The sequence below is a fragment of the Streptomyces sp. BYX5S genome, from assembly GCF_054724165.1.
Map to the genome: position 1 here is coordinate 2,991,958 of NZ_CM138829.1, position 22,075 is coordinate 3,014,032.

The following is a 22,075-nucleotide window of genomic DNA, read 5'->3' on the forward strand; positions in this document are numbered from 1 at the left end:
GACACCATGAGCACACTTACGACTCCCTCCGCATCGCAGGTGCCCGCGCAGCGCTCGGCGCGAGCAGCCACGGACCCCACCCGCCCCGTACGCCGGCGCGGTGAGCGCAGCCCGCTCGCGAAGGCCCTCAGCCACGGCGTCCTCGCCGTCGCCAGTCTTGTCGCGCTGTTCCCCGTCGTGTGGCTGGTCTATCTGTCGCTCGGCCCCGACAAGGACGACTACCTGCACCCCGAGGGGATCGCGGGCAAGGCGACGCTGGACAACTACGCGTACGTCCTCCAGCACACCAACTTCTTCAACTGGACCGCGTCGACGATGATCGTGGCGCTCGGCACCACGATCGTCGGTGTGCTGTTCGCGGCGACCACCGGCTACGCCGTCTCGCGGATGCGCTTCCCCGGCTACCGCTCGCTGATGTGGGTGCTGCTGCTCACGCAGGCGTTCCCGATCGCCGTCCTGATCGTGCCGATCTACGAGATCTTCTCGGAGCTCGGTCTCATCGACACCTACCAGGGCCTGATCCTCGTCAACTGCACGACGATCGTGCCGTACTGCACGTGGCTGCTGAAGGGCTACTTCGACACGATCCCCGCCGACATCGACGAGGCGGGGCGGATCGACGGGCTCAGCCCCTTCGGCACCTTCTGGCGGCTCATCCTGCCGCTCGCCAAGCCGGGCATCGCCGTCGCCGCGTTCTACGCCTTCATCACGGCGTTCGCCGAGGTGGCCTTCGCCTCCACGTTCATGCTCAGTGACACCAAGTACACGTTCGCGATCGGCCTCCAGAGCTTCGTCAGCGAGCACGACGCGCAGTGGAACCTGATGGCCGCGACCGCGGTGTTGATCGCCATCCCGGTGACCGCTTTCTTCTACCTTGTCCAGAAGCACCTGGTCACCGGCCTCACCGCCGGCGGTACCAAGGGCTGACCTTCCGACCAACTGCCGCCCCGAACCGACCAGTTGCCAGCCCCTCACGCAGCAAGGACACCATGAGTCAGCACCCCACGGACGCGACGACGACGTCTGCCACCACGACCCGCCAGGCCTCCGACTGGTGGCGGGACGCGGTCATCTACCAGGTCTATCCGCGCAGCTTCGCGGACAGCGACGGCGACGGCACCGGCGACCTCGAAGGCATCCGCCGACGCCTGCCGCACCTGCGCGAGTTGGGCGTGGACGCGGTGTGGCTGTCCCCGTTCTACGCCTCGCCGCAGGCCGACGGCGGCTACGACGTCGCCGACTACCGGGCCGTCGACCCCATGTACGGCACCCTGCTCGACGCCGACGCGGTGATCCGGGACGCGCACGCGCTCGACCTGCGCATCATCGTCGACCTCGTCCCCAACCACTCCTCCGACCAGCACGAGTGGTTCAAGCGGGCGGTCGCCGACGGCCCCGGCTCGCCGCTGCGCGACCGCTACCACTTCCGCCCCGGCAAGGGCGCGGACGGTGAACTGCCGCCCAACGACTGGGAGTCCATCTTCGGCGGCCCCGCCTGGACCCGGCTCCCCGACGGCGAGTGGTACCTCCACCTCTTCGCCCCCGAGCAGCCCGACCTCAACTGGGAGCACCCGGCGGTCGCCGACGAGTTCCGCTCCATCCTGCGCTTCTGGCTGGACATGGGCGTCGACGGCTTCCGGATCGACGTCGCCCACGGCCTCGTCAAGGCGGCGGGCCTGCCCGACATCGGCGGCCACGACCAGCTGAAGCTCCTCGGCAACGACGTCATGCCGTTCTTCGACCAGGACGGCGTCCACGAGATCTACCGCTCGTGGCGCACGATCCTCGACGAATACGACGGCGAGCGCATTTTCGTCGCCGAGGCGTGGACGCCGACCGTCGAGCGCACCGCCAACTACGTCCGCCCCGACGAGCTGCACCAGGCCTTCAACTTCCAGTACCTGGGCGCCCCGTGGGACGCCGAGGGGCTGCGCGAGATCATCGACAGCTCGCTGGACGCGATGCGCCCCGTCGGCGCCCCCGCCACCTGGGTGCTGTCCAACCACGACGTCACCCGGCACGCCACCCGCTACGCCAACCCGCCCGGCGGCACGCAGATCCGCACCCCCGGCGACCGCGAACTCGGCCTGCGCCGCGCCCGCGCCGCCACCCTGCTGATGCTCGCCCTGCCCGGCTCGGCGTACATCTACCAGGGCGAGGAGCTGGGCCTGCCCGACGTCACCGACCTGCCCGACGAGGTGCGCCAGGACCCCTCGTACTTCCGCGCCGAGGGCCAGGACGGCTTCCGCGACGGCTGCCGGGTGCCGATCCCGTGGACCCGCACCGGATCCTCGTACGGCTTCGGTGACGGTGGCAGCTGGCTGCCGCAGCCCGACACGTGGGGCGAGCTGAGCGTCGAGGCGCAGACCGGCGACCCGGACTCCACGCTGGAGATGTACCGCTCGGCGCTCGCCGTGCGCCGCACCACGCCGGGCCTCGGCGCCGGCGACAGCGTCAAGTGGCACGGGGACGCGCCGCGGGGCGTGCTCCACTTCGAGCGCCCCGGCTTCGCCTGCACGGTCAACACGACGGGCGCGGCGGTCCGCATCCCGGCCCCGGGCGAGGTCCTGCTCTCCTCGGCGCCGGTGACCGTCGACGGCGGCCACGTCACCCTCCCGGCGGACACGACGGTGTGGTGGCAGACTGCCTGACCGTGACGGTGCGGCGGGTGGTGCGAGCGGTGGTGTGGGTGGTCGTCCTGACCGCTTTCGCACTGCCGCTCCGCCATGCGCTGGTGGCCAACCTCGCCTATGTGCGGGGGTATTGGTCCACCGCGTACCAAGTGGGGGACCCGAACACGAGTGAGGCGTTCACCTGGATGTCGCCGCGCGAAGAGGCCGTGCACGGTGTCGTGCACGGCCTCGCGGAGAAGGGGTTCTTCGACGAGCCGGTCGAGGACGAGGTCGTCCGCTCCCCGGTGCGTGTCTGGGTCTCCGCCACCGGATCGGCCCACTTCGGCGAGGCGCCGCCCGAGCACGCGATGGTGTTCGGCTACGGCGGCGCGCTCGCCGTCGCCGCCGCGACCGCCTACGTGACGTGGGCGGTGCGGCGCTCGCGCGACCCCCGCTGAACCCGATCAGGCGACGTGGAACGCCACCGCGCCCTTCGCGGGCACCGTGAGTTCCGCCCTGCCGCCGCTGACGGTCACCGAGCCGTCGCCGGCCACGTTGTCGTACGTGCCGTCGGGCACGCTCGTCGTGTACGTGTGCGTGTGGGCGGACGACGAGTTGTTCAGGGCGACGAAGCCGACGTCGCCGCGTCCGAAGCCGATCACGTTGGAAGCGGGGGACTGCCAGTCGGTCACCGACGTACCGGCCGCCTTGTTGTGCCAGCCCACCATCCCGGTGATCGCGGCGTCCCGGTCCAGGCACGCCCAGTCGCCCGCGCAGTCGGTGGCGGTGACGACACCGCTGCCGTCGTTCGGCGGCGCCTCGTCGCTCTGGTCGAACTTCCACGCCGCGTAGACCGTGGGCCGGCCGTAGCCGCGCGCCAGTTGGAAGACGTTGGCGAGAGTGGCGGTCGCGCCGTCCTTGTAGCTGAGCGTGTAGCCGTTGCGCTCGGTGTCGTGGTTGGTGACGAAACTGTTGGAGTGCGCCTCGTCGGCGAGGCCCCAACTGGAGCCGAAGGACGCCAGGTTGGCGATGTCGCCGCCGCCGAACTGGGACTTCATGGCGGCCGCGTACGTGAAGTCGAGGACGTCCCCGTTGCCGTAGTAGTCGCCGGTCGAGGGCGGTGTGCCCGGATACACCTCCTGCGTGATGTACGGGGCGTCGCCCGCGGTCGTGGTGTGCAGGGCGCCGACGATGGCGCTCAGGTCCTCCTTGGGGATGTGCTTGGCGGCGTCGACGCGGAACCCGTCGACGCCCAGGTCGATCTGCTTGTTGAGGAACCCGGCGATCTTCTCGCGGACCCCCGACTCGGAGGTGTCGAGGTCGGGCAGGCCGAGCAGCTCGCAGTGCTGGACCTCGTACTGGTCCGACCAGTTGGAGATGGTCTTGGTGCAGTCGTCGCTGTCCGCCGGGTCGTAGTCCGGGGTGTCGTACTTGTTGGAGACGGTGGTGCCCGCGTAGCCGGTGCCGGTCTGGGCGGCCGTGTGGTTGATGACGGCGTCCGTGTAGACCTCGATGCCCGCGGCGTGGCAGGTGTCGACCATGGCCTTGAAGTCGCTCGCGCTGCCGAAGCGGCTGTCGAGCTCGTACGAGTACGGCTGGTAGACGTCCCACCAGAAGCGGTCGGCCTGCTTGAGGGACTCCTGGGGCGGCGCGACCTGGACGGCGCCGTAGCCCGCCGGGTCGAGGGTGTCGGTGCACTCCTTGCCGACGGAGGCCCAGTTCCACTGCCAGAGATTGGCGATGACATCACCGTTGGGGGTGCCGGTGTCGGCGGCCGCGGCGGACGGGGTGAGGACCCCGCCGAGACTCAGCGCGGCGACGGCCAGCGGCAGGGCGGTGCGGTGCATGGGGGGCATGTGCGGCTCCTGAATGTGGGGTGTCCGGCCCTGTGGGGCGGTCGGTGTCTCAGATGGCGCGTCGTGAGCGTGTGTCAGTTGAGAAGGTCACGTCAAGACCGGTGCTGAAAATTCTTGCCGTGTCTTTCACGACTCTTGCAGCAAAGTTGCCGCAAGCGATACCGTCACGCGGCGCACCGGGGTCCGCCTCCCCGGCCCCGGGGTGCGCATCCAAGAGCCCTGATTCCGCGAGGAGTTCACGCCTTGAGCCGCAGATCCCGCCTTACGACTCCGAGACGGACCGCCGCGTACACCGCGGCCGCCGCGCTCCTCGTGACGCTTGCCCAGCCCCTGGCGGCCCGTGCCGCCGCGCCCCCGGCCCCGCCCTCGGACGCGAAACTCGCGACCGAGCCGGCCCGCCACGACCTCACCCGCGAGCAGTACTACTTCGTGCTCCCGGACCGCTTCGCCAACGGCGACACCGGCAACGACGAGGGCGGCCTCACCGGCTCCCGCCTCGCGACCGGCCACGACCCGACGGACAAGGGCTTCTACCAGGGCGGTGACCTCAAGGGCCTGACGAACCGCCTCGACTACATCAAGGACCTCGGGACCACCGCGATCTGGCTGGCGCCGATCTTCAAGAACAAGCCCGTGCAGGGCGAGGGCAAGGACGCCTCGGCCGGCTACCACGGCTACTGGATCACCGACTTCACCCAGGTCGACCCGCACTTCGGCAGCAACGCCGACCTCAAGACCCTCATATCCAAGGCGCACGCCAAGGGCATGAAGGTCTTCTTCGACGTCATCACCAACCACACCGCCGACACCGTCGACTACGCGGAGAAGAAGTACGGCTACCGCACCAAGGGCGCCTACCCGTACCTCGACACCGAGGGCCGTCCCTTCGACGACGCCGCGTCGATGAGGAAGGTCGACGCCGACTCCTTCCCGTACACGCCGAAGAGCACCGGCGAGATGGTGCCGTCGTGGCTCAACGACCCGACGATGTACCACAACCGGGGTGACTCGACCTGGGAGGGCGAGTCCACCACCTACGGCGACTTCTCCGGCCTCGACGACCTGTGGACCGAACGCCCCGAGGTCGTCTCCGGCATGGAGAAGATCTACGAGAAGTGGGTGCGGGACTTCGACGTCGACGGCTTCCGCATCGACACCGCCAAGCACGTGGACATGGACTTCTGGACGCAGTGGGCGACGGCGCTCGACAAGTACGCCGCCGCGCACGGCCGCAAGGACTTCTTCATGTTCGGCGAGGTCTACTCCGCCGACACCGACGTCACCGCCCCGTACGTCACCCAGGGCCGCCTCGACGCGACGCTCGACTTCCCGTTCCAGGACGCCGCCCGCGCCTACGCCTCGCAGGGCGCCTCCGCCGACAAACTCGCCAGGGTCTTCGCCGACGACTACAAGTACGCCTCCGACAAGGCGAACGCGTACGAGCAGGTCACGTTCCTCGGCAACCACGACATGGGGCGCATCGGCACCTTCCTCAAGGCCGACAACCCGAAGGCGTCGGACGCGGAACTGGTGAAGCGGGACCGGCTCGCCAACGAGCTGATGTTCCTCTCCCGCGGCAACCCGGTCGTCTACTACGGCGACGAACAGGGCTTCACGGGCGCCGGCGGCGACAAGGACGCCCGGCAGACCATGTTCGCCTCGAAGGTCGCCGACTACCTCGACGACGACGAACTCGGCACCGACCGCACCCATGCCGACGCCGCCTACGACACCGAGCACCAGCTGTTCGAGTCCATCGCCGCGTTGTCGAAGCTCCGCAAGGACCATCCGGCGCTCGCCGACGGGACGCAGAAGGAGCTGTACGCGAAGGACTCCGTGTACGCGTTCTCCCGCACCGGCGACCAGCGGGAGTACGTCGTCGCGGTCAACAACGCGAGCGAGGCGAAGACGGTCGAGCTGCCCGTCGAGTCCGCCGCGTTCCGCGCCCTGTACGGCGCAACGGGCGTCGAGAAGGCGTCCGACGGGCGCGTGAAGGTCACCGTGCCCGCGCTGTCCTCGCTCGTCCTGCGCGCCGAGTCGAAGCTCCCCGCGCCCGACGCGAAGCCCACGCTGTCCCTGAAGGCGCCCGCCGCCGGAGCCACCGGCACGGTCACCCTCTCCGCCGACCCCGGCGACACCTCCTCCGCCCGCGTCGTGTTCGCCGCACAGGTCGGGGGCGGCCCGTGGCGCACCCTCGGCTCCGTCGACCACGCCCCGTACCGCATCACACAGCGGGTGCCGGACACGGTGACGGCCGGAACGCCCCTGCGGTACAAGGCGGTGGTGGTGGACCGCGCCGGACGCACCGCGAGCGCCCTCGCCGACACCACGGCGGGGAAGGCGCCCGCGCCCGAGAAGCCGACGGCCGTGGACCGCGACTACGCCGTCGTCCACTACAAGCGCGCGGACGGCGACTACGACGGCTGGACCCTGAAGTCCGGTGACACGTCCGCCGCGTTCGTCGGCCGGGACGCGTACGGCGCCTTCGCCTGGGTGAAGGTGCCCGACGGCGCGGCCTCGATGACGTACACCGTCGAGAAGTCCGGGACCGCCGACGGCCCGCAGCGCACCGTCGACCTCGGGAGGACCGGCGAGGTCTGGGTCGAGCAGGGCAAGGACGAGCAGTCCGCGACCAGACCCGACGGCGCCTACCCGCCGCAGGACGCGAAGAAGGCCGTCGTCCACGTGCACCGCGCCGACGGCGACTACGACGGCTGGGGCCTGCACACCTGGACCGGCGCGGCCACCCCGACGGACTGGTCGAGGCCGCTCCAGCCCACCGGCAAGGACGCCTACGGCCTGATCTTCGAGGTGCCGCTCGCCGACGGCGCGACGACGCTGAGCTACATCCTCCACAAGGGCGACGAGAAGGACATCCCCACGGACCGCAGCCTCGACCTCGCCACCTACGGCAAGGAGGTGTGGCTCAACTCCGGAGACACCAACTACCTCCTCCCGTCCGTGAACGCGGGCGCCGACCTCGACCTGTCGAAGGCCGAGGCGCAGTGGATCGACTCCGACACCGTCGTCTGGAAGGTGAAGGAGACCGCCGCCACCAGCCAGCAGCTGGTGTACGCGCCGGAAGGCGGCATCGGGGTCGAGGACGGCGCCCTGACCAGCGAGGGCCGGTGGCTGCGCCTGAACCCGGGGGGCCTCACCGACGCGCAGAAGGAGAAGTACCCGCACCTCAAGGACTACCCGGCGTTCACCGTGGACGCGCGCGACCGCGACCGGGTGCGCGACGCGCTGCGCGGCCAGCTCATCGCCACGCAGCGCGCGGCGAACGGGGCGCTGCTCGCCGCGACCGGTGTGCAGACGGCGGGCGTGCTCGACGACCGTTACGGGGACGCCGCAAAGAAGGCGGCCCTCGGCCCGGTGTTCAAGAACGGCAAGGTCACCCTGTCGGTGTGGGCGCCGACCGCCCGCGAGGTGTCCCTCGAACTCGGCGGGAAGCCCGTCGCGATGCGCCGGGACGGCAAAAGCGGCGTCTGGTCCGTGACCGGGAGCGCGTCCGCCTGGCGCGGCAAGGAGTACCGGTACGCCGTGCGGGTGTGGGCGCCCAGCGTCCAGAAGCTCGTCACGAACAAGGTCACCGACCCGTACTCCGTGGCACTGACCGCGAACTCCGAGCGCAGCCTCGTCGTCGACCTCGACGACCGGTCCCTCGCGCCGAAGGGCTGGGCGGGGCTGACGAAGCCCGAGGCCACGCCGATGAAGGACGCGCAGATCCAGGAACTCCACGTCCGGGACTTCTCCGTGGAGGACACCACGACCCCGGCGAAGGACCGGGGCACCTACCGCGCCTTCACCGACAAGAACAGCGACGGCTCGAAGCACCTTCGCGAGCTCGCGAAGTCCGGCACCTCCTACGTGCACCTGCTCCCCGCCTTCGACATCGCCACGATCCCGGAGAAGAGGTCCGAACAGGCCACCCCCGACTGCGACCTGAAGTCCTCCGCACCCGACAGCGACCAGCAGCAGGAGTGCGTCGGCAAGACCGCGGGCAAGGACGCCTACAACTGGGGCTACGACCCGTACCACTACACCGTTCCCGAGGGCTCCTACGCGAGCGACCCGGACGGGACGCGGCGCACCGTCGAGTTCCGCGAGATGGTCAAGTCGCTGAACGACGACGGCCTGCGGGTCGTCATGGACGTCGTCTACAACCACACGGCGTCCGCAGGACAGGACAGGACGTCCGTCCTGGACCGGGTCGTGCCCGGCTACTACCAGCGGCTCATGGCCGACGGCTCGGTGGCGAACTCCACCTGCTGCTCCAACACGGCGCCCGAGAACACCATGATGGGCAAGCTGGTCGTCGACTCGATCGTCACCTGGGCCCGCGCGTACAAGGTCGACGGCTTCCGCTTCGACCTCATGGGGCACCACCCCAAGGCCAACATCCTCGCGGTCCGCAAGGCCCTCGACGCCCTGACCATGGAGAAGGACGGCGTCGACGGCAAGAGGATCATTCTCTACGGGGAGGGCTGGAACTTCGGCGAGATCGCCGACGACGCCCGCTTCGAGCAGGCCACGCAGAAGAACATGGCGGGCACCGGCATCGCCACCTTCTCCGACCGGGCGCGCGACGCCGTGCGCGGCGGCTCGCCGTTCGACGAGGACCCGGGCGTGCAGGGCTTCGCGTCCGGCCTCTACACCGACCCCAACACCTCCAAGGCGAACGGCACGGAGGCCGAGCAGAAGGCCCGCCTGCTGCACTACCAGGACCTCATCAAGGTGGGCCTGTCGGGGAACCTCGCGGCGTACGAGTTCACCGACACGGCAGGCGCGAAGGTGAAGGGTTCCGACGTCGACTACAATGGCGCGCCCGCCGGGTACGCGGACGCTCCCGGTGACGCCCTCGCCTACGCCGACGCGCACGACAACGAGTCGCTGTACGACACGCTGACGTACAAGCTGCCCGCGTCGACGTCCACGGCGGACCGCTCCCGCATGCAGGTCCTCGCGATGGCGACGGCGGCGCTCTCCCAGGGCCCGGCGCTCTCCCAGGCGGGCACCGACCTGCTGCGCTCGAAGTCCCTGGACCGCAACTCCTACGACAGCGGTGACTGGTTCAACGCGATCCACTGGGACTGCCGGGCGGGCAACGGCTTCGGCCGGGGGCTGCCGATGGCCGCCGACAACAAGGACAAGTGGCCGTATGCGAAGCCCCTGTTGGCGTCGGTGAAGGTGCCGGGCTGTGCGCAGATCGAGGGCGCGTCCCGGGCCTACCAGGACCTGCTGAGGATCCGCACGGCCGAACCGGCCTTCCACCTGTCGACGGCCGGCCAGGTGCAGCGGGACCTGTCCTTCCCGCTCTCCGGCAAGGACGAGACACCGGGTGTCATCACGATGCGCCTCGGTGACCTCGTGGTCGTGTTCAACGCGACCCCGGAGCGGCAGAAGCAGACGGTCGACGGTCTCGCGGGGGAGGGGTACCGGCTGCATCCCGTGCAGGCCGGTGGCTCGGACCAGGCCGTGAAGTCGGCTTCGTACAGCAAGAGTTCCGGCACCTTCGAGGTGCCCGCGCGTACGGTCGCGGTCTTCAGCCGCTGACCCCACCGATCCGTCCGGCCGTCCCCTGTCAGGAGCACGAGGGGGCGGCCGGACGTGCTCCACCCCTCCCGACGGCCGCACCGTCGCGGCCCCTCACCGAGGAGTCCATGTGAGCCGCTCCGTACGACCACGCACACGCCCCGGGCCGCGCAGAGCCCGCGTCCCCCGCAGAGGTCTGGTGGGAACCGTCCTCTCCGTCGTCGCCGCACTCGTGGTGACCCTCCTGCCCGGCGCCCCGTTCGGCGCCACGACGGCACGGGCCGCCGCCACCGGCACGGCGACCGTCTACTACTCCACGACCAGTACCAACTGGTCGGCCTACAAGCTGCATTGGGCCCCGACCGGTGGCTCCTGGACCACCGCGCCCGGCGTCGCCATGGAGGCGGCGTGCACGGGGTGGGTCAAGAAGACCGTCGACCTCGGTACGGCGACCAGCTGGCAGGCCACCTTCAACAACGGCAACGGCACCTGGGACAACAACGGTGGCAAGAACTACCAGTTGGGCACCGGCCTGATCACGGTCAAGGACGGCGTCGTCGCCCACAGCGACCCGTGTGCCGACGCCGGACCCGTCGAGGGCAACTCCGCGACCGTGTACTACGACACCACGACCACCACCTGGGCCGTCACGAACCTGCACTGGGCCCCGACCGGTGGCTCATGGACCACCGCGCCCGGTACGGGCATGGAGGTGGCGTGCACGGGGTGGGTCAAGAAGACCGTCGACCTCGGAACGGCCACGACCTGGCAGGCCACCTTCAACAACGGCAACGGCACCTGGGACAACAACAACGGCGCCAACTACCAGCTCGGCCAGGGCCTCAACACGGTCAAGGGCGGCGCCGCCACCAAGGGCGCCAAGGACCCGTGCGCGGCGGCCGAACCCGACACCGAGGCGCCCACCGCGCCGGGCAACGTCAAGGCCGCCGCGACCGGCACCGCCGTCGTCCTCACGTGGGACGCGGCCACCGACGACACCGGCGTGACCGGCTACCAGGTCACCCGCAGCGGCGGCACCAAGGGCACCACCGTCGTCCCCGTCACCTCAACGGTGTACTCGGACACGGGACTTGAGGAGAAGACCGCGTACACCTACACGGTCAAGGCCCTCGACGCGGCCGGCAACGTCTCGGCGGCGAGCGCCGAGGCCAAGGCCACCACCGGCACGAAGCCCGCGCAGACCACGGGCACCCCGCTCGGCGGCGACCCCCGCAAGGACCCCATCTACTTCGTCCTCACCGCCCGCTTCCACGACGGCGACAGCTCCAACAACCGCGGCGGCAGCCAGCACACCAAGACCAGCAACGCCGCCCACAACGACCCCATGTTCCGGGGTGACTTCAAGGGCCTGGTCGACAAGCTCGACTACATCAAGGGCCTCGGCATGTCCGCCGTCTGGATCACCCCGGTCGTCCTCAACCGCTCCGACTACGACTACCACGGGTACCACGGCTACGACTTCTACAAGGTCGACCCACGCCTCGAATCCGCCGGCGCCTCCTACCAGGACCTCATCGACGCCGCCCACGCCAAGGGCATGAAGATCTACCAGGACGTCGTCTACAACCACTCCTCCCGCTGGGGCGCCAAGGGCCTGTACACACCCACCGTGTACGGCGTCCGCGACTCCCAGTGGAGCTGGTACTACGACCAGAAGCAGGACGGCTTCGAGTACGACGGCCTGACCGTGGAACCGGTCTCCGGCAAGTCGTACTACAACGGCGACATGTGGTCGACGGCCGAGCCGACCGGCAACACCTGCCTCAACTGGGGCAAGCCCACCGGCGCCAAGAGCCCCGAGGGCTACACCATCTACAACTGCCAGTGGCCGAGCCCCACGTCTGGCATGTTCCCCAAGTCCCTCTACCACCAGTGCTGGATCGGGAACTGGGAGGGCGAGGACTCCCGCTCATGCTGGCTGCACGAGGACCTCGCCGACTTCAACACCGAGAACACCCAGGTGCAGAACTATCTGATCGGCGCCTACAACAAGTACATCGACATGGGCGTCGACGGCTTCCGCGTCGACACCGCCGTGCACATCCCGCGCGTCACCTGGAACCGACGCTTCCTGCCCGCGATCGAGGAACGCGTCACCCAGCGCTTCGGAGCCGCGAAGGCCAAGGACTTCTTCGTCTTCGGCGAGGTCGCGGCCTTCGTCAACGACAAGTGGAACCGGGGCTCGGTGAACCACTCCGCCCAGTTCTACACATGGAAGGAGCGCAAGGAGTACTCCGCCGACGACGGGAAGGCCGCCATCGAGCAGTACGACTACGAGAACGGCATGGGCACCGGCAACCAGCCCACGTCCACCAACGCCTTCCTCGACGGCAACAGCTACCACACACCCGACCACAGCAGGTTCTCCGGCATGAACATCATCGACATGCGCATGCACATGAACTTCGGCGACGCCTCCAACGCCTACAACAACGGCAAGGACTCCGACGACTCGACCAACGACGCCACCTACAACGTCGTCTACGTCGACAGCCACGACTACGGCCCCAACAAGAGCAGCGAACGCTACGCGGGCGGCACCGACGCGTGGGCCGAGAACATGTCCCTGATGTGGACGTTCCGCGGCATCCCGACGCTGTACTACGGCTCGGAGACCGAGTTCCAGAAGGGCCAGAAGATCGACTGCGGCACCACGTGCGCCCTCGCGACCACCGGCCGCGCCTACTACGGCGACCAACTGGAGGGCAGCGTCACCGCCTCCGACTTCGGCACGGTCTCCAGCGCCACCGGCGCGGTCGCCACCACCCTGGCCCAGCCGTTGGTCAAGCACGTCCAGCGGCTCAACCAGATCCGCCGCGCGGTCCCCGCCCTCCAGATGGGCCAGTACTCCACGGCCGACATCTCCGGCAACATGGCCTACAAGCGCCGCTACACCGACACCGCGACCGGCGTCGACAGCTTCGCCCTCGTCGCCGTCACCGACGGCGCCACGTACAGAAACATCCCGAACGGCACCTACAAGGACGCCGTCACCGGTGACACCAGGACCGTCACCGACGGCACCCTGACCGTCGCCGCCCCCGGCAAGGGCAACCTGCGGGTGTACGTCCTCGACCTGGGCGGGAAGAACGCGGCGCCCGGAAAGGTGGGTGCGGCGGGGCCCTATCTGAAGTAGCGCGAGTAGCGCGCGACGGCGGCGCGGCGGAGGAGATCAGCCTGGAATGCCCCGAGAACAGGGAGGAGTGGGTGACCGAACTTCAGGAGCCGCTGGCCTGAGCCCAGGGGTGCGCGCGCTCCGACGCACGGAGCCGCGCCCCGGTCCCTGACGCCCCGTCGACCGCGCCGTACGCTGCGAGTGTTCGAAGCGGTCGACGAAAGGCGAGTTGCGGGGCATGCGGTTTCAGGGACGTACGAGGGTCGGGCAGTTGAGCCGTTCGGTGGCACCGGCCGCGCTCGCGGCGCTGTTGCTCACGGGATGTCAGGGGATGGGCGGCGACGCGGCCGACGACTCGGCGCGGGCCGCGGGGCCCACGGCGTCGGCGAGCGCGAGCGGAAACGCTTCTTCGGATGAGGGCGACCTGCCCGGCCTGCCCGGCGCGGACCAGGCCCGCGACGAGCTGTCCGGGCTGAAGGTGGCGCCGCACGGGTCCATGTCGGGCTACAGCCGCGACAAGTTCCCGCACTGGCGGGAACAGGGCGACAGCTGCAACACCCGCGAGGCGGTGCTCAAGCGCGACGGCGACGGCGTCCGCCTCGACGACGAGTGCCGCGCGGTGTCCGGGTCCTGGGTGAGCGTCTACGACGGAGAGAAGTTCACCGAGTCCGAGGACCTCGACATCGACCACATGGTGCCGCTCGCCAACGCCTGGCGCTCCGGCGCCGACGAGTGGACCCAGGACCGGCGCCGGGACTTCGCCAACGACCTGGAGCACCCCCAGCTCCTCGCGGTGTCCGCCCACTCCAACCGCTCCAAGGGCGACCAGGGCCCCGACGAGTGGCAGCCCGAGGACAAGGGGTACTGGTGCGTGTACGGCAGGGCCTGGGTGTCGGTGAAGTCGACGTACGAGCTGACCGTCACCGAGGCGGAGAAGGCGGAACTGGCGACGATGCTGGGGACGTGTTCGGCATGACCGACGATCGCATGCAGGGCGACGTGAAGGCGGGCCCCGGCGGCGCCATGACCGACGAGGTCGGCGTCGTCACCGGGGACCTCACCGTCGCCACCATCCGCGAGGACGGCGGCCGGGCCCGCATCGCCGTCCAGTACACCGGCGCCGACGAGTGGTACACGCTCACCGGCAGCCCGGCCCCGCTGCCGCCCGAGGGCCTGGAGGCCCTGCACGCGGAGGTGCTGCGCCGCGTGGAGCGGGGCGGCGGCGCGGTCAGCCCTCCAGGTAACGCCGGGGATTGACCCGAAGCATCGTGTCGATGTCGTCCTTGGACACCCCCTTGTCGGCGAGGGCGGGCAGCACGTCCTCGCTGATGTGCCGGTAATTCCACTTCGGGGCGACCGCGGTGCGGTCGACGTCACCGAACCAGTCGATGACGCACGAGGCGTCGTGCGAGAGCGTGATCCGGTTCGTGTAGCCGCGGCGCACCAGCTCGACGACGGTGTCGACGCGCTGCTCCGTCGTCAGCGGCGCGTCGAGCCCGAACCGGTCCATGCCCAGGTACGAGCCGGCGTCGGCGAGCCGCATCAGATGGTCGACGTCGTCGGTGTCCCCGGAGTGCCCGATCACGACGCGCGTCAGATCGACGCCCTCCTCGGCGAGCACGCGCTGCGCGACCAGTCCCGACTCCGAGGCGGGGTGGGTGTGCACGGTGACCGGTGCCCCGGTGCGCACCGACGCCTGGCCGACCGCCCGCATGGCCCGCTCCACCCCGGGCGTGAGGCCCTGCTCCTCGATGGCGCACTTGAGGAAGGCCGCGCGTACGCCGGTGTCGGCGATGCCCTCGGTCAGATCCTTCACGAACAGGTCGATGAGCGGATCGGGGCCGCCGAAGAGCGTGCCGGGACCCTGGTAGTGGAACTGGAACGGCACATCGTTGTACGTGTACAGGCCGGTCGCCGCGACGATGTTGAGCTCGGTGCGCGCGGCGATCCGCTGGATGCGGGGCAGATACCGGCCGAGGCCGAGGACCGTCGGATCGAGGATCGTGTCGATGCCGAGCCCCTTGAGCCCGTTGAGCTGGGCCACCGCGTCGTCGACGACGGCCTCCTCGTCCCACGGGGCGTAGTTCTGCCGGAACTCCTCGCCCACGATCACCACGTGCTCGTGCACGAGCACGTTCCCGAGCGCACTGGGGTCGATCGGTCCGCGGACCGTCCAGACCTCCGCCATCGGCACACCACTCCCTGCGGATTCCGGGGCCGACGCCCAAGTTGACGTCGGATTCAGGTGTGCCGAGCGTCCCGCCGGCGGCCCGTGGGCGTCAAGGTGCGGGACGTGCGGGCGGGGTGGGCAGTTGGCCCGGTGCGGCGCGCGGTCACCTGCTCGCGACTGTGCCAATGGCCCACCGTTCACGGGCTCTGTTGAACCACAGGCCCCCTGGATGCTGCAATATCACCAGTCGATGGCGCTGCGGACCCGGAAGGGTCTCCGCGGCGCCTTTTCCATGTCAGGGGTACGAGGACGGTACGGAAAGGGGCGGGACGCTTTGCTGAGGAAGGCGTTCGTGGCGGCGGATCCGGGGCGGATCAGGCTGCGGTTCGCGACGCGGGCCGTGCTGGGGATCGGGCTCGCCGTCGCGCTGTGCGGCGCGGTCGGACACTCGCTGCCGGGGGCGATCACGGGCGGGCTCGCCGCGCTGCTCGCCCTGTTCACCGTCACCGACCCCACCGTGCGCGGGCAGGCGGTGACGACGGCGCTGCTGCCGCTCGTGGGCCTGCCCGTGCTCGCGCTCGCCGCCGTCCTCCACGACGCGCCCGTCGCCCGCGACCTCGCGTTCCTCGCCGTCGTCGGGGCGGGGGTGTACGCGCGGCGGTGGGGGCCGCGCGGGCACTCCCTCGGCGTCTTCGCGTTCATGACGTTCTTCGCCGCCCAGTTCCTGCACGTCGTGCCGGACCGGCTCCCCGAGCTGTACGTCGCCGTGCTCCTGTCGCTCGGCGCCGCGGCGCTCGTCCGGTTCGGGCTGTGGTGCTACGAGCGCCGGCTCCCGGCGCCCGTCGGCGTGCCCGCGCCGACCGGGGGGACGGGGCTCGCGCGGATCACGACGCGGCAGGCCGTGCAGGCGACCGCGGGGGCGGCGTTCGCGCTCGGCGTCGGGCAGCTGCTCTCCGACCAGCGGTGGTACTGGGCCGTGGGCGCCACGTGGTGGGTGTTCGTGGCGACGACGTCGCGCGGCGAGACGGTGGTGCGGGGCTTCCGCCGGTTCCTCGGCACGGTCCTCGGCATCGTGCTCGGCTTCCTCGTGGCCGTACCGCTGCACGACCACGCGGTGGCGGCGGCCGTGATCGTCGCCGTCAGCGTCTTCGGCATCTTCTACACGGCGCACGTCTCGTACACCTGGATGATGCTCGCGGTCACCGTCATGGCGAGCATGCTGTACGGGTTGCTGGGCGTGCTCGACCCGGCGCTGCTGGCGCTGCGGGTGGCCGAGACGGCGGTGGGCTCGCTCGGCGCGGTCCTCGCGGTGCTGGTACTGATGCCCGTCACCACGCACTCCGTGACCGAGGCGTGGGTCGAGCGGGCGCTGCGGTGCGTGCACGCCTGCACGGCCGAGGCGGCGGCGCGGCTGGCGGGCGAGGAGGGCGCGGACCCGGCGCCGCGGGTGGCCGAGCTGGAGCACATCCTGGGGCGCGTGCGGCTCTCGCTGTCACCGCTCGTGCATCCGCTCAGTCCGCTGAAGGCGCGGAAGGGGCGGGCGCGGGAGGTGCTGGGGCTGCTCGACGCGTGTGCGCGGGAGGTACGGGGGCTGGCGTCCGTCGCGGCGGACCCCGAGGCGTCGCACGATGCGCGGCTCGCGGCGGCGTGTCAGCGGGTGGAGGCGGCGGTCGAGGTGCTCGTGGCGGATGTGCCGGGTGGGCGTGTGGCGGTCGCGGTGCCGCAGGCGGTGGACGGCGTCGGGCATCCGGTGCTGGTGCATTTGCATGCGCTTGAGCGGGCGCTCGTGCAGTTGGCGGTTCCGCTGCGCGGGGCACGGGAGGCGTAGCCGACGCCACGGGGCTCCGCCCCGGACCCCGCTCCTCAAACGCCGGAGGGGCTGGATGGGGCGGGGTTCCGTTCCGGGGCTCGCTCGGCAGGTGCCGGAAGGGCTGTAAAGATCGGGGGGCGACCCGGCCCCGTTCCTCAAGCGCCGGAAGGGCTGGGGTTGGAGGAAGGGTGCCGGAGGGGGTTGGTCTAGACCCGCTGCTACCGTCTGCGGCACGGTGCCGGGATCCGTCGGCGAGGTTCCGGGCCGGACGCCGAAAGGGGTAGCAGTGACCGGGAGTCAGGCACAGCGGGCGTACATCGGTTCGTTCACGGCGGCGGGCGGCCGCGGCATCGTGACCGCGGCGCTCGATCCGACGGACGGCTCGCTGACGGTCCTCGACGCCACGGACGAACTGCCCGACCCCTCGTACCTCACGCTCTCCGGCGGGCTGCTGTACGCGGTGAGCGAGACGGAGGAGGGGGCCGTGGCCGCGTTCCGTACGCATCCGACGGTCCCGCTGGCGCTCGCCGCGCCGCCCGTCGCCGTGCACGGGGCGAGCCCCACCCACCTGTCCGTGTGGGGCGACCGTGTCCTGACCGCCAACTACGGCTCCGGCAGCGTCAGTTCGGTCCGGCTGCGCGCCGACGGCATCCCCGGCGACACCGCGACCGAGGCCCACCGGCACACCGGCTCGGGCCCGCACCCGCAGCGCCAGCAGTTCCCGCACGCCCACCAGATCCTGCCGGACCCGACCGGGAACTGGGCCCTGGCCGTGGACCTCGGCACGGACTCGGTCCACACCTACGCGAAGGCACCGGACGGGGCGGGCGTCCTCCCGCACCACGAAACGGCCTTGCGGCCCGGCTCCGGCCCCCGCCACCTGGCCTTCCACCCCTCGGGGGCCTACGCGTACGTCCTCAACGAACTCGCCCCCACGCTCACGGTCTGCGCCTGGGACGCGACGACCGGCATCCTGAAACCGCTGACGGAGACCCCGGTCCTCGCGAAGGCCCCGTCCGGCGACGCGTACCCCTCCGCGCTCGTCGTCGCCCCCGACGGCCGGTTCCTGTGGACGGCGACCCGCGGCGCCGACGAGATCTCCCTCTTCGCCCTCGACCCGACGGGTGAGCGGCCCACCCTGCGCGGCACCGTCCCCTGCGGCGGCGACTGGCCCCGCGACCTGGCCCTCGACCCGTCCGGCCGCTTCCTCCACGCCGCCAACGAGCGCTCCGGCGACGTCACATGGTTCACCGTCGACCGGTACTCCGGCGTGCCCGTACGGGGCGACTCGGTACCGGTCCCGGCGGCGTCCTGCGTGGTCTACGGCTAGACCGCCGGCTCCGCCACCCCGACGATGAAGCTGTCCGCCGCAGTCCGGATGTCCGCGGCCCACCCCAGCGCGGCCAGATCCGCCGTCAGCCCCGCGGCCTCGTGGAACACCTTCACGATGCGGTACCGGCTGCCGTCCTGGAGCTCCCGCAGGGCGGCCGGGGCGGACTCGTCCGCCAGGACCGTCTCGTTCACCACCTCGGTCGGCCCGTCGTCGACGAATACCACCTTGCCGCCCGGGGCGAGCGCGGCGGCGACGAGGTTCCAGAACCCCGGCAGCCGTTCCGGCGGCACGTGCGACAGCCAGAAACCGAAGAAGACGGTGTCGTAGCGCCGTTCGGGCCGCCAGTCGAACAGATCGGCGCGCAGGAACTCCACGTTGGGCGCGGAGGCCCGCTCGCGCGCGATGGCCAGCACCTCCTCGGACGCGTCCACGGCGGTCACGGACGTGGCCCGCGGCGCGAGCAGGGCGGTCCACTGCCCCGTCCCGCAGGCGAGTTCGAGCACGTCCCCGCCGATGGGCCACCCCTCGCTCACCCGCAACAACTCCCGCAGATCCGCCCGCTCCTCGTAGGTCCGGTCGTACTCGGGCGCCCGCGCCCGGTAGTAGGCCATCTGCTCCGCCATCAGCCCATCGTCAAGATCCATCCACCGACCGTAACGGCCCCCACCCACCCCACAACAGCCCGTCCGGCGATTGAGGACGCCTTTCAAGCCCGCCCGGCGTTTGAGGGCGCCTTTCAAGCCCGTCCGGCGCTTGAGGACACCCCCGTAGGGCAAGCCGTGCGAGGGCACAAAAAACGGGGCCCGGGGCAAACGCCCCAGGCCCCGAAGCACCAACCGCTCACCCGCCGGAGGCAACCGGCTGAGGCGTGATCCCGAGCGCCGCCGTGTACTTGGCCAGCGCCAGCTTCCCCATCGCCGGATACGCCCCCAACGGCTCCGCCACCGCACACCCCGCGTCCTTGGCGGCAGCCTCCAGCACGGACGGATCCAGCTCCGGTCCCACGAGGTACGGCGCCAGCGCCAACTGCTGCGATCCGGACCCGCGCAACTGCTCCGCGGTGGCGGCGACCGCCCCTTCCTGGTCGAGCGCCGCGGCCATCACCGGCACGGCGAGCCGCGCGGCGAGCAGCATCCCGGTGATCCCGGCGGCCTGCACCGCCTCCTCGCCGCCCACGGAGGCGAGGATGATCCCGTCCGCGGCCGTGGCCACGGTGAACAGGCGGGCCCGGTCGGCGCGCGCCAGCCCGGCCTCCGAGAGCCGCACGTGCAGCGCCTCCGCGAGCAGCGGGTGCGGGCCGAGCACATCGGTCAGCTCCGCGGCGACCCGGCTGTCGGCCATGGCCTGCCGGATCTGCCGCAGCTGGGAGCCGTCCGGGCCGGCGAGCAGCGGCACCACGACGCCGACGATCCCGGTCGGCTCCTGCGCCTCGACACCGGCCGCGAGCGCCTGCTCGTAACGGGCGGTGCGCTCCTTCGCGGCGTGCGCGAGCACGGACGCGAGGGACGGGAACTCCGCCGAGATCGGGAAGTCCGTGAGCTCGCCCTCCACGAAGCCGACCCGCGCGTCCAGACCGGGCAGCTCGGAGCGGGCGATGCTCACGACCTCGTCGGCGAGCATGCGCGTGGCGGCGCTGGGCGTGCCGGGCACCGCGAGCACAAGGGACGGCGCGCCCTCAGGGGCGGCCACGGGTTCCGGACGACGGTGGCGTCCGGGCTGACGGGGTCGCGGCATTCGTACGGGCAGGCCGGATGCGGGCCCATTGGGGGTGCTCATGGCGCCGCATGCTACTGGCTCGACCGGCTTCGTTGTTCGGTCAGGGTGCAGCTGAACGGTATCCGTCCGCGATTGTCCTTTCAGTGACGAATTCTGCAACTGTCCTGGTCCGGAGGGGTGTGCCGGAAATCCGGCGTGAACCACGGCTCAGATCCGGTGTGAACTACGGCACGTGGAGCAGTCGCCGGTCGCGCGGCAGCCGCAGGCCGTCCGTGGCGAGCGCGGCGGCGATCACGAGGCAGCCGTGCAACGGGTCCCCGGTGGCGCTCACGACGGTGGCGCGGGGCAACTGTTCGGCCAGTTCCTCCCGCAGCGGCCCGAGCAGCGGCTCACCCGTCCTGAACAGTCCGCCGGTCAGCGCGACGTCCCCGCCTCCGGCCGGGCAGACCGCCGCCGCGGCCTCCGCGATGTGCGCGGCGGCCGCCCGCAGGATGTCCGCCGCCACGGCGTCGTCGGCGGCGGCGCAGCGCGCCACGTCGGGCGCGAACGCGGCGAGCGCCGCCGGGCGGTCGGTGCGTGGATAGATGCGGCCCGGCAGTTCGATCGCGGGCCCGAAACGTTCCTCGGCGGCCGCGAGCAGCGCCTTGCTGCCGCCGCGCCGCCCGTCGAAGGCCCGCATCGCGGCGTCGAGACCCGCCCGCCCGATCCACGCGCCGCCGCCGCAGTCGCCGAGCAGGTGCCCCCACCCGTCGGCCCGCCGCCAGCTCGCGAGGTCGGTGCCGAGGGAGATCATGCCGGTGCCCGCGGCGACCACCGCACCGCGCCGCTGTCCGAGCGCGCCCGCGTACGCGGTGACACCGTCCGCCGCCAACGCGAGCCGCTCGACTCCCAGTTCACGCGCGATCGCCCCCGGCAGCCCGGCCCGCAGACCGTCGCCGAGCGTGGCCATCCCGGCCGCCCCCAACGCGACCGCGGACACCTCCGGTTGACCAGCCTGGTCCAGCAAGTGACGCGCCAGGGGCAGCAGTTGCTCCATCATGTGCGCGGCGTCGATGCCGGAGGCCGACGTGCGGACGGGAATCGTGGACGCCGCCGTCAGCGCGCGTTCGAGGCCGCCGACCTGAGCCAGCGCGACCCGCAGTCCCGAGCCGCCCGAGTCCACCCCGAGCACCCACTCGGCACCGGCCACCGTCACGGCAGTTGCCAGTCGATGGGCTGCGCCCCTTGGCGCGCGAGCAGGTCATTGGCCCGGCTGAACGGGCGCGAGCCGAAGAAACCGCGGTCCGCCGACATCGGGGAGGGGTGCGGGGACTCGACCGCCGGATAGTCGCTCAGCAGCGGTCGCAGATTGCGCGCGTCACGGCCCCACAGGATCGACACGAGCGGAGTGCCGCGCGCGGCGAGCGCCCGGATCGCCTGCTCGGTGACCTGCTCCCAGCCCTTGTCGCGGTGCGAGGCGGGCCGCCGCGGGGCCACCGTGAGCGACCTGTTGAGGAGCAGCACGCCCTGCTTCGTCCACGGGGTGAGGTCACCGTTGGACGGCTGCGCGAGGCCCAGGTCGCTGCCGAGCTCCCGGTAGATGTTGATGAGGCTCGGCGGCAGCGGCCGCACGTCCGGGGCCACGGAGAACGAGAGCCCCACGGCGTGCCCCGGCGTGGGGTACGGGTCCTGTCCGACGATCAGCACCCGCACCTCGTCGAACGGCTGCTGGAAGGCGCGCAGTACGTTGGCGCCCGCCGGGAGGTAGGTGCGCCCGGCGGCGATCTCCGCGCGGAGGAAGTCCCCCATCACGGAGATCTGCCCGGCGACGGGCTCAAGGGCCTTCGCCCAGCCCGCTTCGACGATTTCATGCAGAGGTCGTGGTGCCACGGGCGTCACCCTACTGCCGCACCACCACCCCGCCTCAA

General features: G+C 71.1%; 15 protein-coding genes. 9 read left to right on the plus strand and 6 right to left on the minus strand.

What is annotated here, in order from left to right; genetic code table 11:
* Nucleotides 1-6 precede the first annotated feature (6 nt).
* The 3 genes from ACYBSK_RS13610 to ACYBSK_RS13620 all read left to right on the plus strand — a co-directional run bounded on the left by ACYBSK_RS13610 (nt 7) and on the right by ACYBSK_RS13620 (nt 3,070).
* Nucleotides 7-927: a sugar ABC transporter permease gene (locus ACYBSK_RS13610; protein ID WP_460246233.1), complete on the plus strand. Its 921-nt coding sequence runs from the start codon at nt 7-9 to the stop codon at nt 925-927.
* A gap of 62 nt (nt 928-989) precedes the next feature.
* Nucleotides 990-2,651: a glycoside hydrolase family 13 protein gene (locus ACYBSK_RS13615; protein ID WP_457477175.1), complete on the plus strand. Its 1,662-nt coding sequence runs from the start codon at nt 990-992 to the stop codon at nt 2,649-2,651.
* Nucleotides 2,636-3,070 carry a hypothetical protein gene (locus ACYBSK_RS13620; RefSeq protein WP_460246234.1) on the plus strand — a complete coding sequence of 145 codons (435 nt, stop codon included), beginning with the start codon at nt 2,636-2,638 and terminating at the stop codon, nt 3,068-3,070. Before ACYBSK_RS13615 ends, ACYBSK_RS13620 begins: the two co-directional genes overlap by 16 nt.
* Before the next feature lie 6 nt (nt 3,071-3,076).
* On the opposite strand, the gene ACYBSK_RS13625 is transcribed toward ACYBSK_RS13620, so the two are convergent.
* Nucleotides 3,077-4,468, minus strand: coding sequence for an alpha-amylase (locus ACYBSK_RS13625; RefSeq protein ID WP_460246235.1), 1,392 nt, complete (start codon nt 4,466-4,468; stop codon nt 3,077-3,079).
* A 243-nt stretch (nt 4,469-4,711) separates the two neighbouring features.
* Between ACYBSK_RS13625 and pulA the strand changes: the two genes are divergently transcribed.
* From pulA to ACYBSK_RS13645, 4 genes are all read left to right on the plus strand, one after another.
* Nucleotides 4,712-10,024, plus strand: coding sequence for a pullulanase-type alpha-1,6-glucosidase (gene pulA, locus ACYBSK_RS13630; RefSeq protein ID WP_460246236.1), 5,313 nt, complete (start codon nt 4,712-4,714; stop codon nt 10,022-10,024).
* 211 nt (nt 10,025-10,235) lie between these two features.
* The gene (locus ACYBSK_RS13635; RefSeq protein ID WP_460247018.1) at nt 10,236-13,160 is read left to right on the plus strand and encodes a carbohydrate binding domain-containing protein; all 2,925 of its coding nucleotides are present in this window, start codon (nt 10,236-10,238) and stop codon (nt 13,158-13,160) included.
* A gap of 217 nt (nt 13,161-13,377) precedes the next feature.
* Entirely contained in the window at nt 13,378-14,115 is a 738-nt protein-coding gene (locus ACYBSK_RS13640; RefSeq protein ID WP_460246237.1) for an HNH endonuclease family protein, read from the plus strand.
* Nucleotides 14,112-14,396 carry a hypothetical protein gene (locus ACYBSK_RS13645; protein ID WP_460246238.1) on the plus strand — a complete coding sequence of 95 codons (285 nt, stop codon included), beginning with the start codon at nt 14,112-14,114 and terminating at the stop codon, nt 14,394-14,396. The genes ACYBSK_RS13640 and ACYBSK_RS13645 overlap by 4 nt, the downstream gene beginning before the upstream one ends.
* Here the strand turns inward: ACYBSK_RS13645 and ACYBSK_RS13650 are convergent.
* Nucleotides 14,368-15,327, minus strand: coding sequence for a phosphotriesterase family protein (locus ACYBSK_RS13650; protein ID WP_460246239.1), 960 nt, complete (start codon nt 15,325-15,327; stop codon nt 14,368-14,370). The genes ACYBSK_RS13645 and ACYBSK_RS13650 overlap by 29 nt on opposite strands.
* A 274-nt stretch (nt 15,328-15,601) precedes the next feature.
* Between ACYBSK_RS13650 and ACYBSK_RS13655 the strand changes: the two genes are divergently transcribed.
* On the plus strand, nt 15,602-17,137 hold the full coding sequence (locus ACYBSK_RS13655; RefSeq protein WP_460246240.1) for an FUSC family protein: 1,536 nt from the start codon (nt 15,602-15,604) through the stop codon (nt 17,135-17,137).
* A gap of 268 nt (nt 17,138-17,405) precedes the next feature.
* Nucleotides 17,406-18,449, plus strand: a complete 1,044-nt coding sequence (locus ACYBSK_RS13660; RefSeq protein ID WP_460246241.1) for a lactonase family protein — start codon at nt 17,406-17,408, stop codon at nt 18,447-18,449.
* On the opposite strand, the gene ACYBSK_RS13665 is transcribed toward ACYBSK_RS13660, so the two are convergent.
* From ACYBSK_RS13665 to ACYBSK_RS13680, 4 genes are all read right to left on the minus strand, one after another.
* Entirely contained in the window at nt 18,446-19,096 is a 651-nt protein-coding gene (locus tag ACYBSK_RS13665; RefSeq protein WP_460246242.1) for a class I SAM-dependent methyltransferase, read from the minus strand. The two genes, ACYBSK_RS13660 and ACYBSK_RS13665, sit on opposite strands and share 4 nt — an antisense overlap.
* A gap of 196 nt (nt 19,097-19,292) precedes the next feature.
* Nucleotides 19,293-20,228: a sirohydrochlorin chelatase gene (locus ACYBSK_RS13670; RefSeq protein ID WP_460246243.1), complete on the minus strand. Its 936-nt coding sequence runs from the start codon at nt 20,226-20,228 to the stop codon at nt 19,293-19,295.
* Between the two features lie 163 nt (nt 20,229-20,391).
* The gene (locus tag ACYBSK_RS13675; RefSeq protein WP_460247019.1) at nt 20,392-21,357 is read right to left on the minus strand and encodes an N-acetylglucosamine kinase; all 966 of its coding nucleotides are present in this window, start codon (nt 21,355-21,357) and stop codon (nt 20,392-20,394) included.
* 2 nt (nt 21,358-21,359) lie between these two features.
* Nucleotides 21,360-22,037, minus strand: coding sequence for a uracil-DNA glycosylase (locus tag ACYBSK_RS13680; protein ID WP_457477328.1), 678 nt, complete (start codon nt 22,035-22,037; stop codon nt 21,360-21,362).
* Nucleotides 22,038-22,075: the final 38 nt, after the last annotated feature.

What these genes read in the sequence shown, in the direction of transcription:
- ACYBSK_RS13610 (WP_460246233.1), top strand. Translation starts at nt 7, where the DNA reads ATGAGCACACTTACGACTCCCTCCGCATCGCAGGTGCCCGCGCAGCGC.
- ACYBSK_RS13615 (WP_457477175.1), top strand. Translation starts at nt 990, where the DNA reads ATGAGTCAGCACCCCACGGACGCGACGACGACGTCTGCCACCACGACC.
- ACYBSK_RS13625 (WP_460246235.1), bottom strand. Translation starts at nt 4,468, where the DNA reads ATGCCCCCCATGCACCGCACCGCCCTGCCGCTGGCCGTCGCCGCGCTG.
- ACYBSK_RS13640 (WP_460246237.1), top strand. Translation starts at nt 13,378, where the DNA reads ATGCGGTTTCAGGGACGTACGAGGGTCGGGCAGTTGAGCCGTTCGGTG.
- ACYBSK_RS13645 (WP_460246238.1), top strand. Translation starts at nt 14,112, where the DNA reads ATGACCGACGATCGCATGCAGGGCGACGTGAAGGCGGGCCCCGGCGGC.
- ACYBSK_RS13650 (WP_460246239.1), bottom strand. Translation starts at nt 15,327, where the DNA reads ATGGCGGAGGTCTGGACGGTCCGCGGACCGATCGACCCCAGTGCGCTC.
- ACYBSK_RS13655 (WP_460246240.1), top strand. Translation starts at nt 15,602, where the DNA reads ATGTCAGGGGTACGAGGACGGTACGGAAAGGGGCGGGACGCTTTGCTG.
- ACYBSK_RS13665 (WP_460246242.1), bottom strand. Translation starts at nt 19,096, where the DNA reads ATGGATCTTGACGATGGGCTGATGGCGGAGCAGATGGCCTACTACCGG.
- ACYBSK_RS13670 (WP_460246243.1), bottom strand. Translation starts at nt 20,228, where the DNA reads ATGAGCACCCCCAATGGGCCCGCATCCGGCCTGCCCGTACGAATGCCG.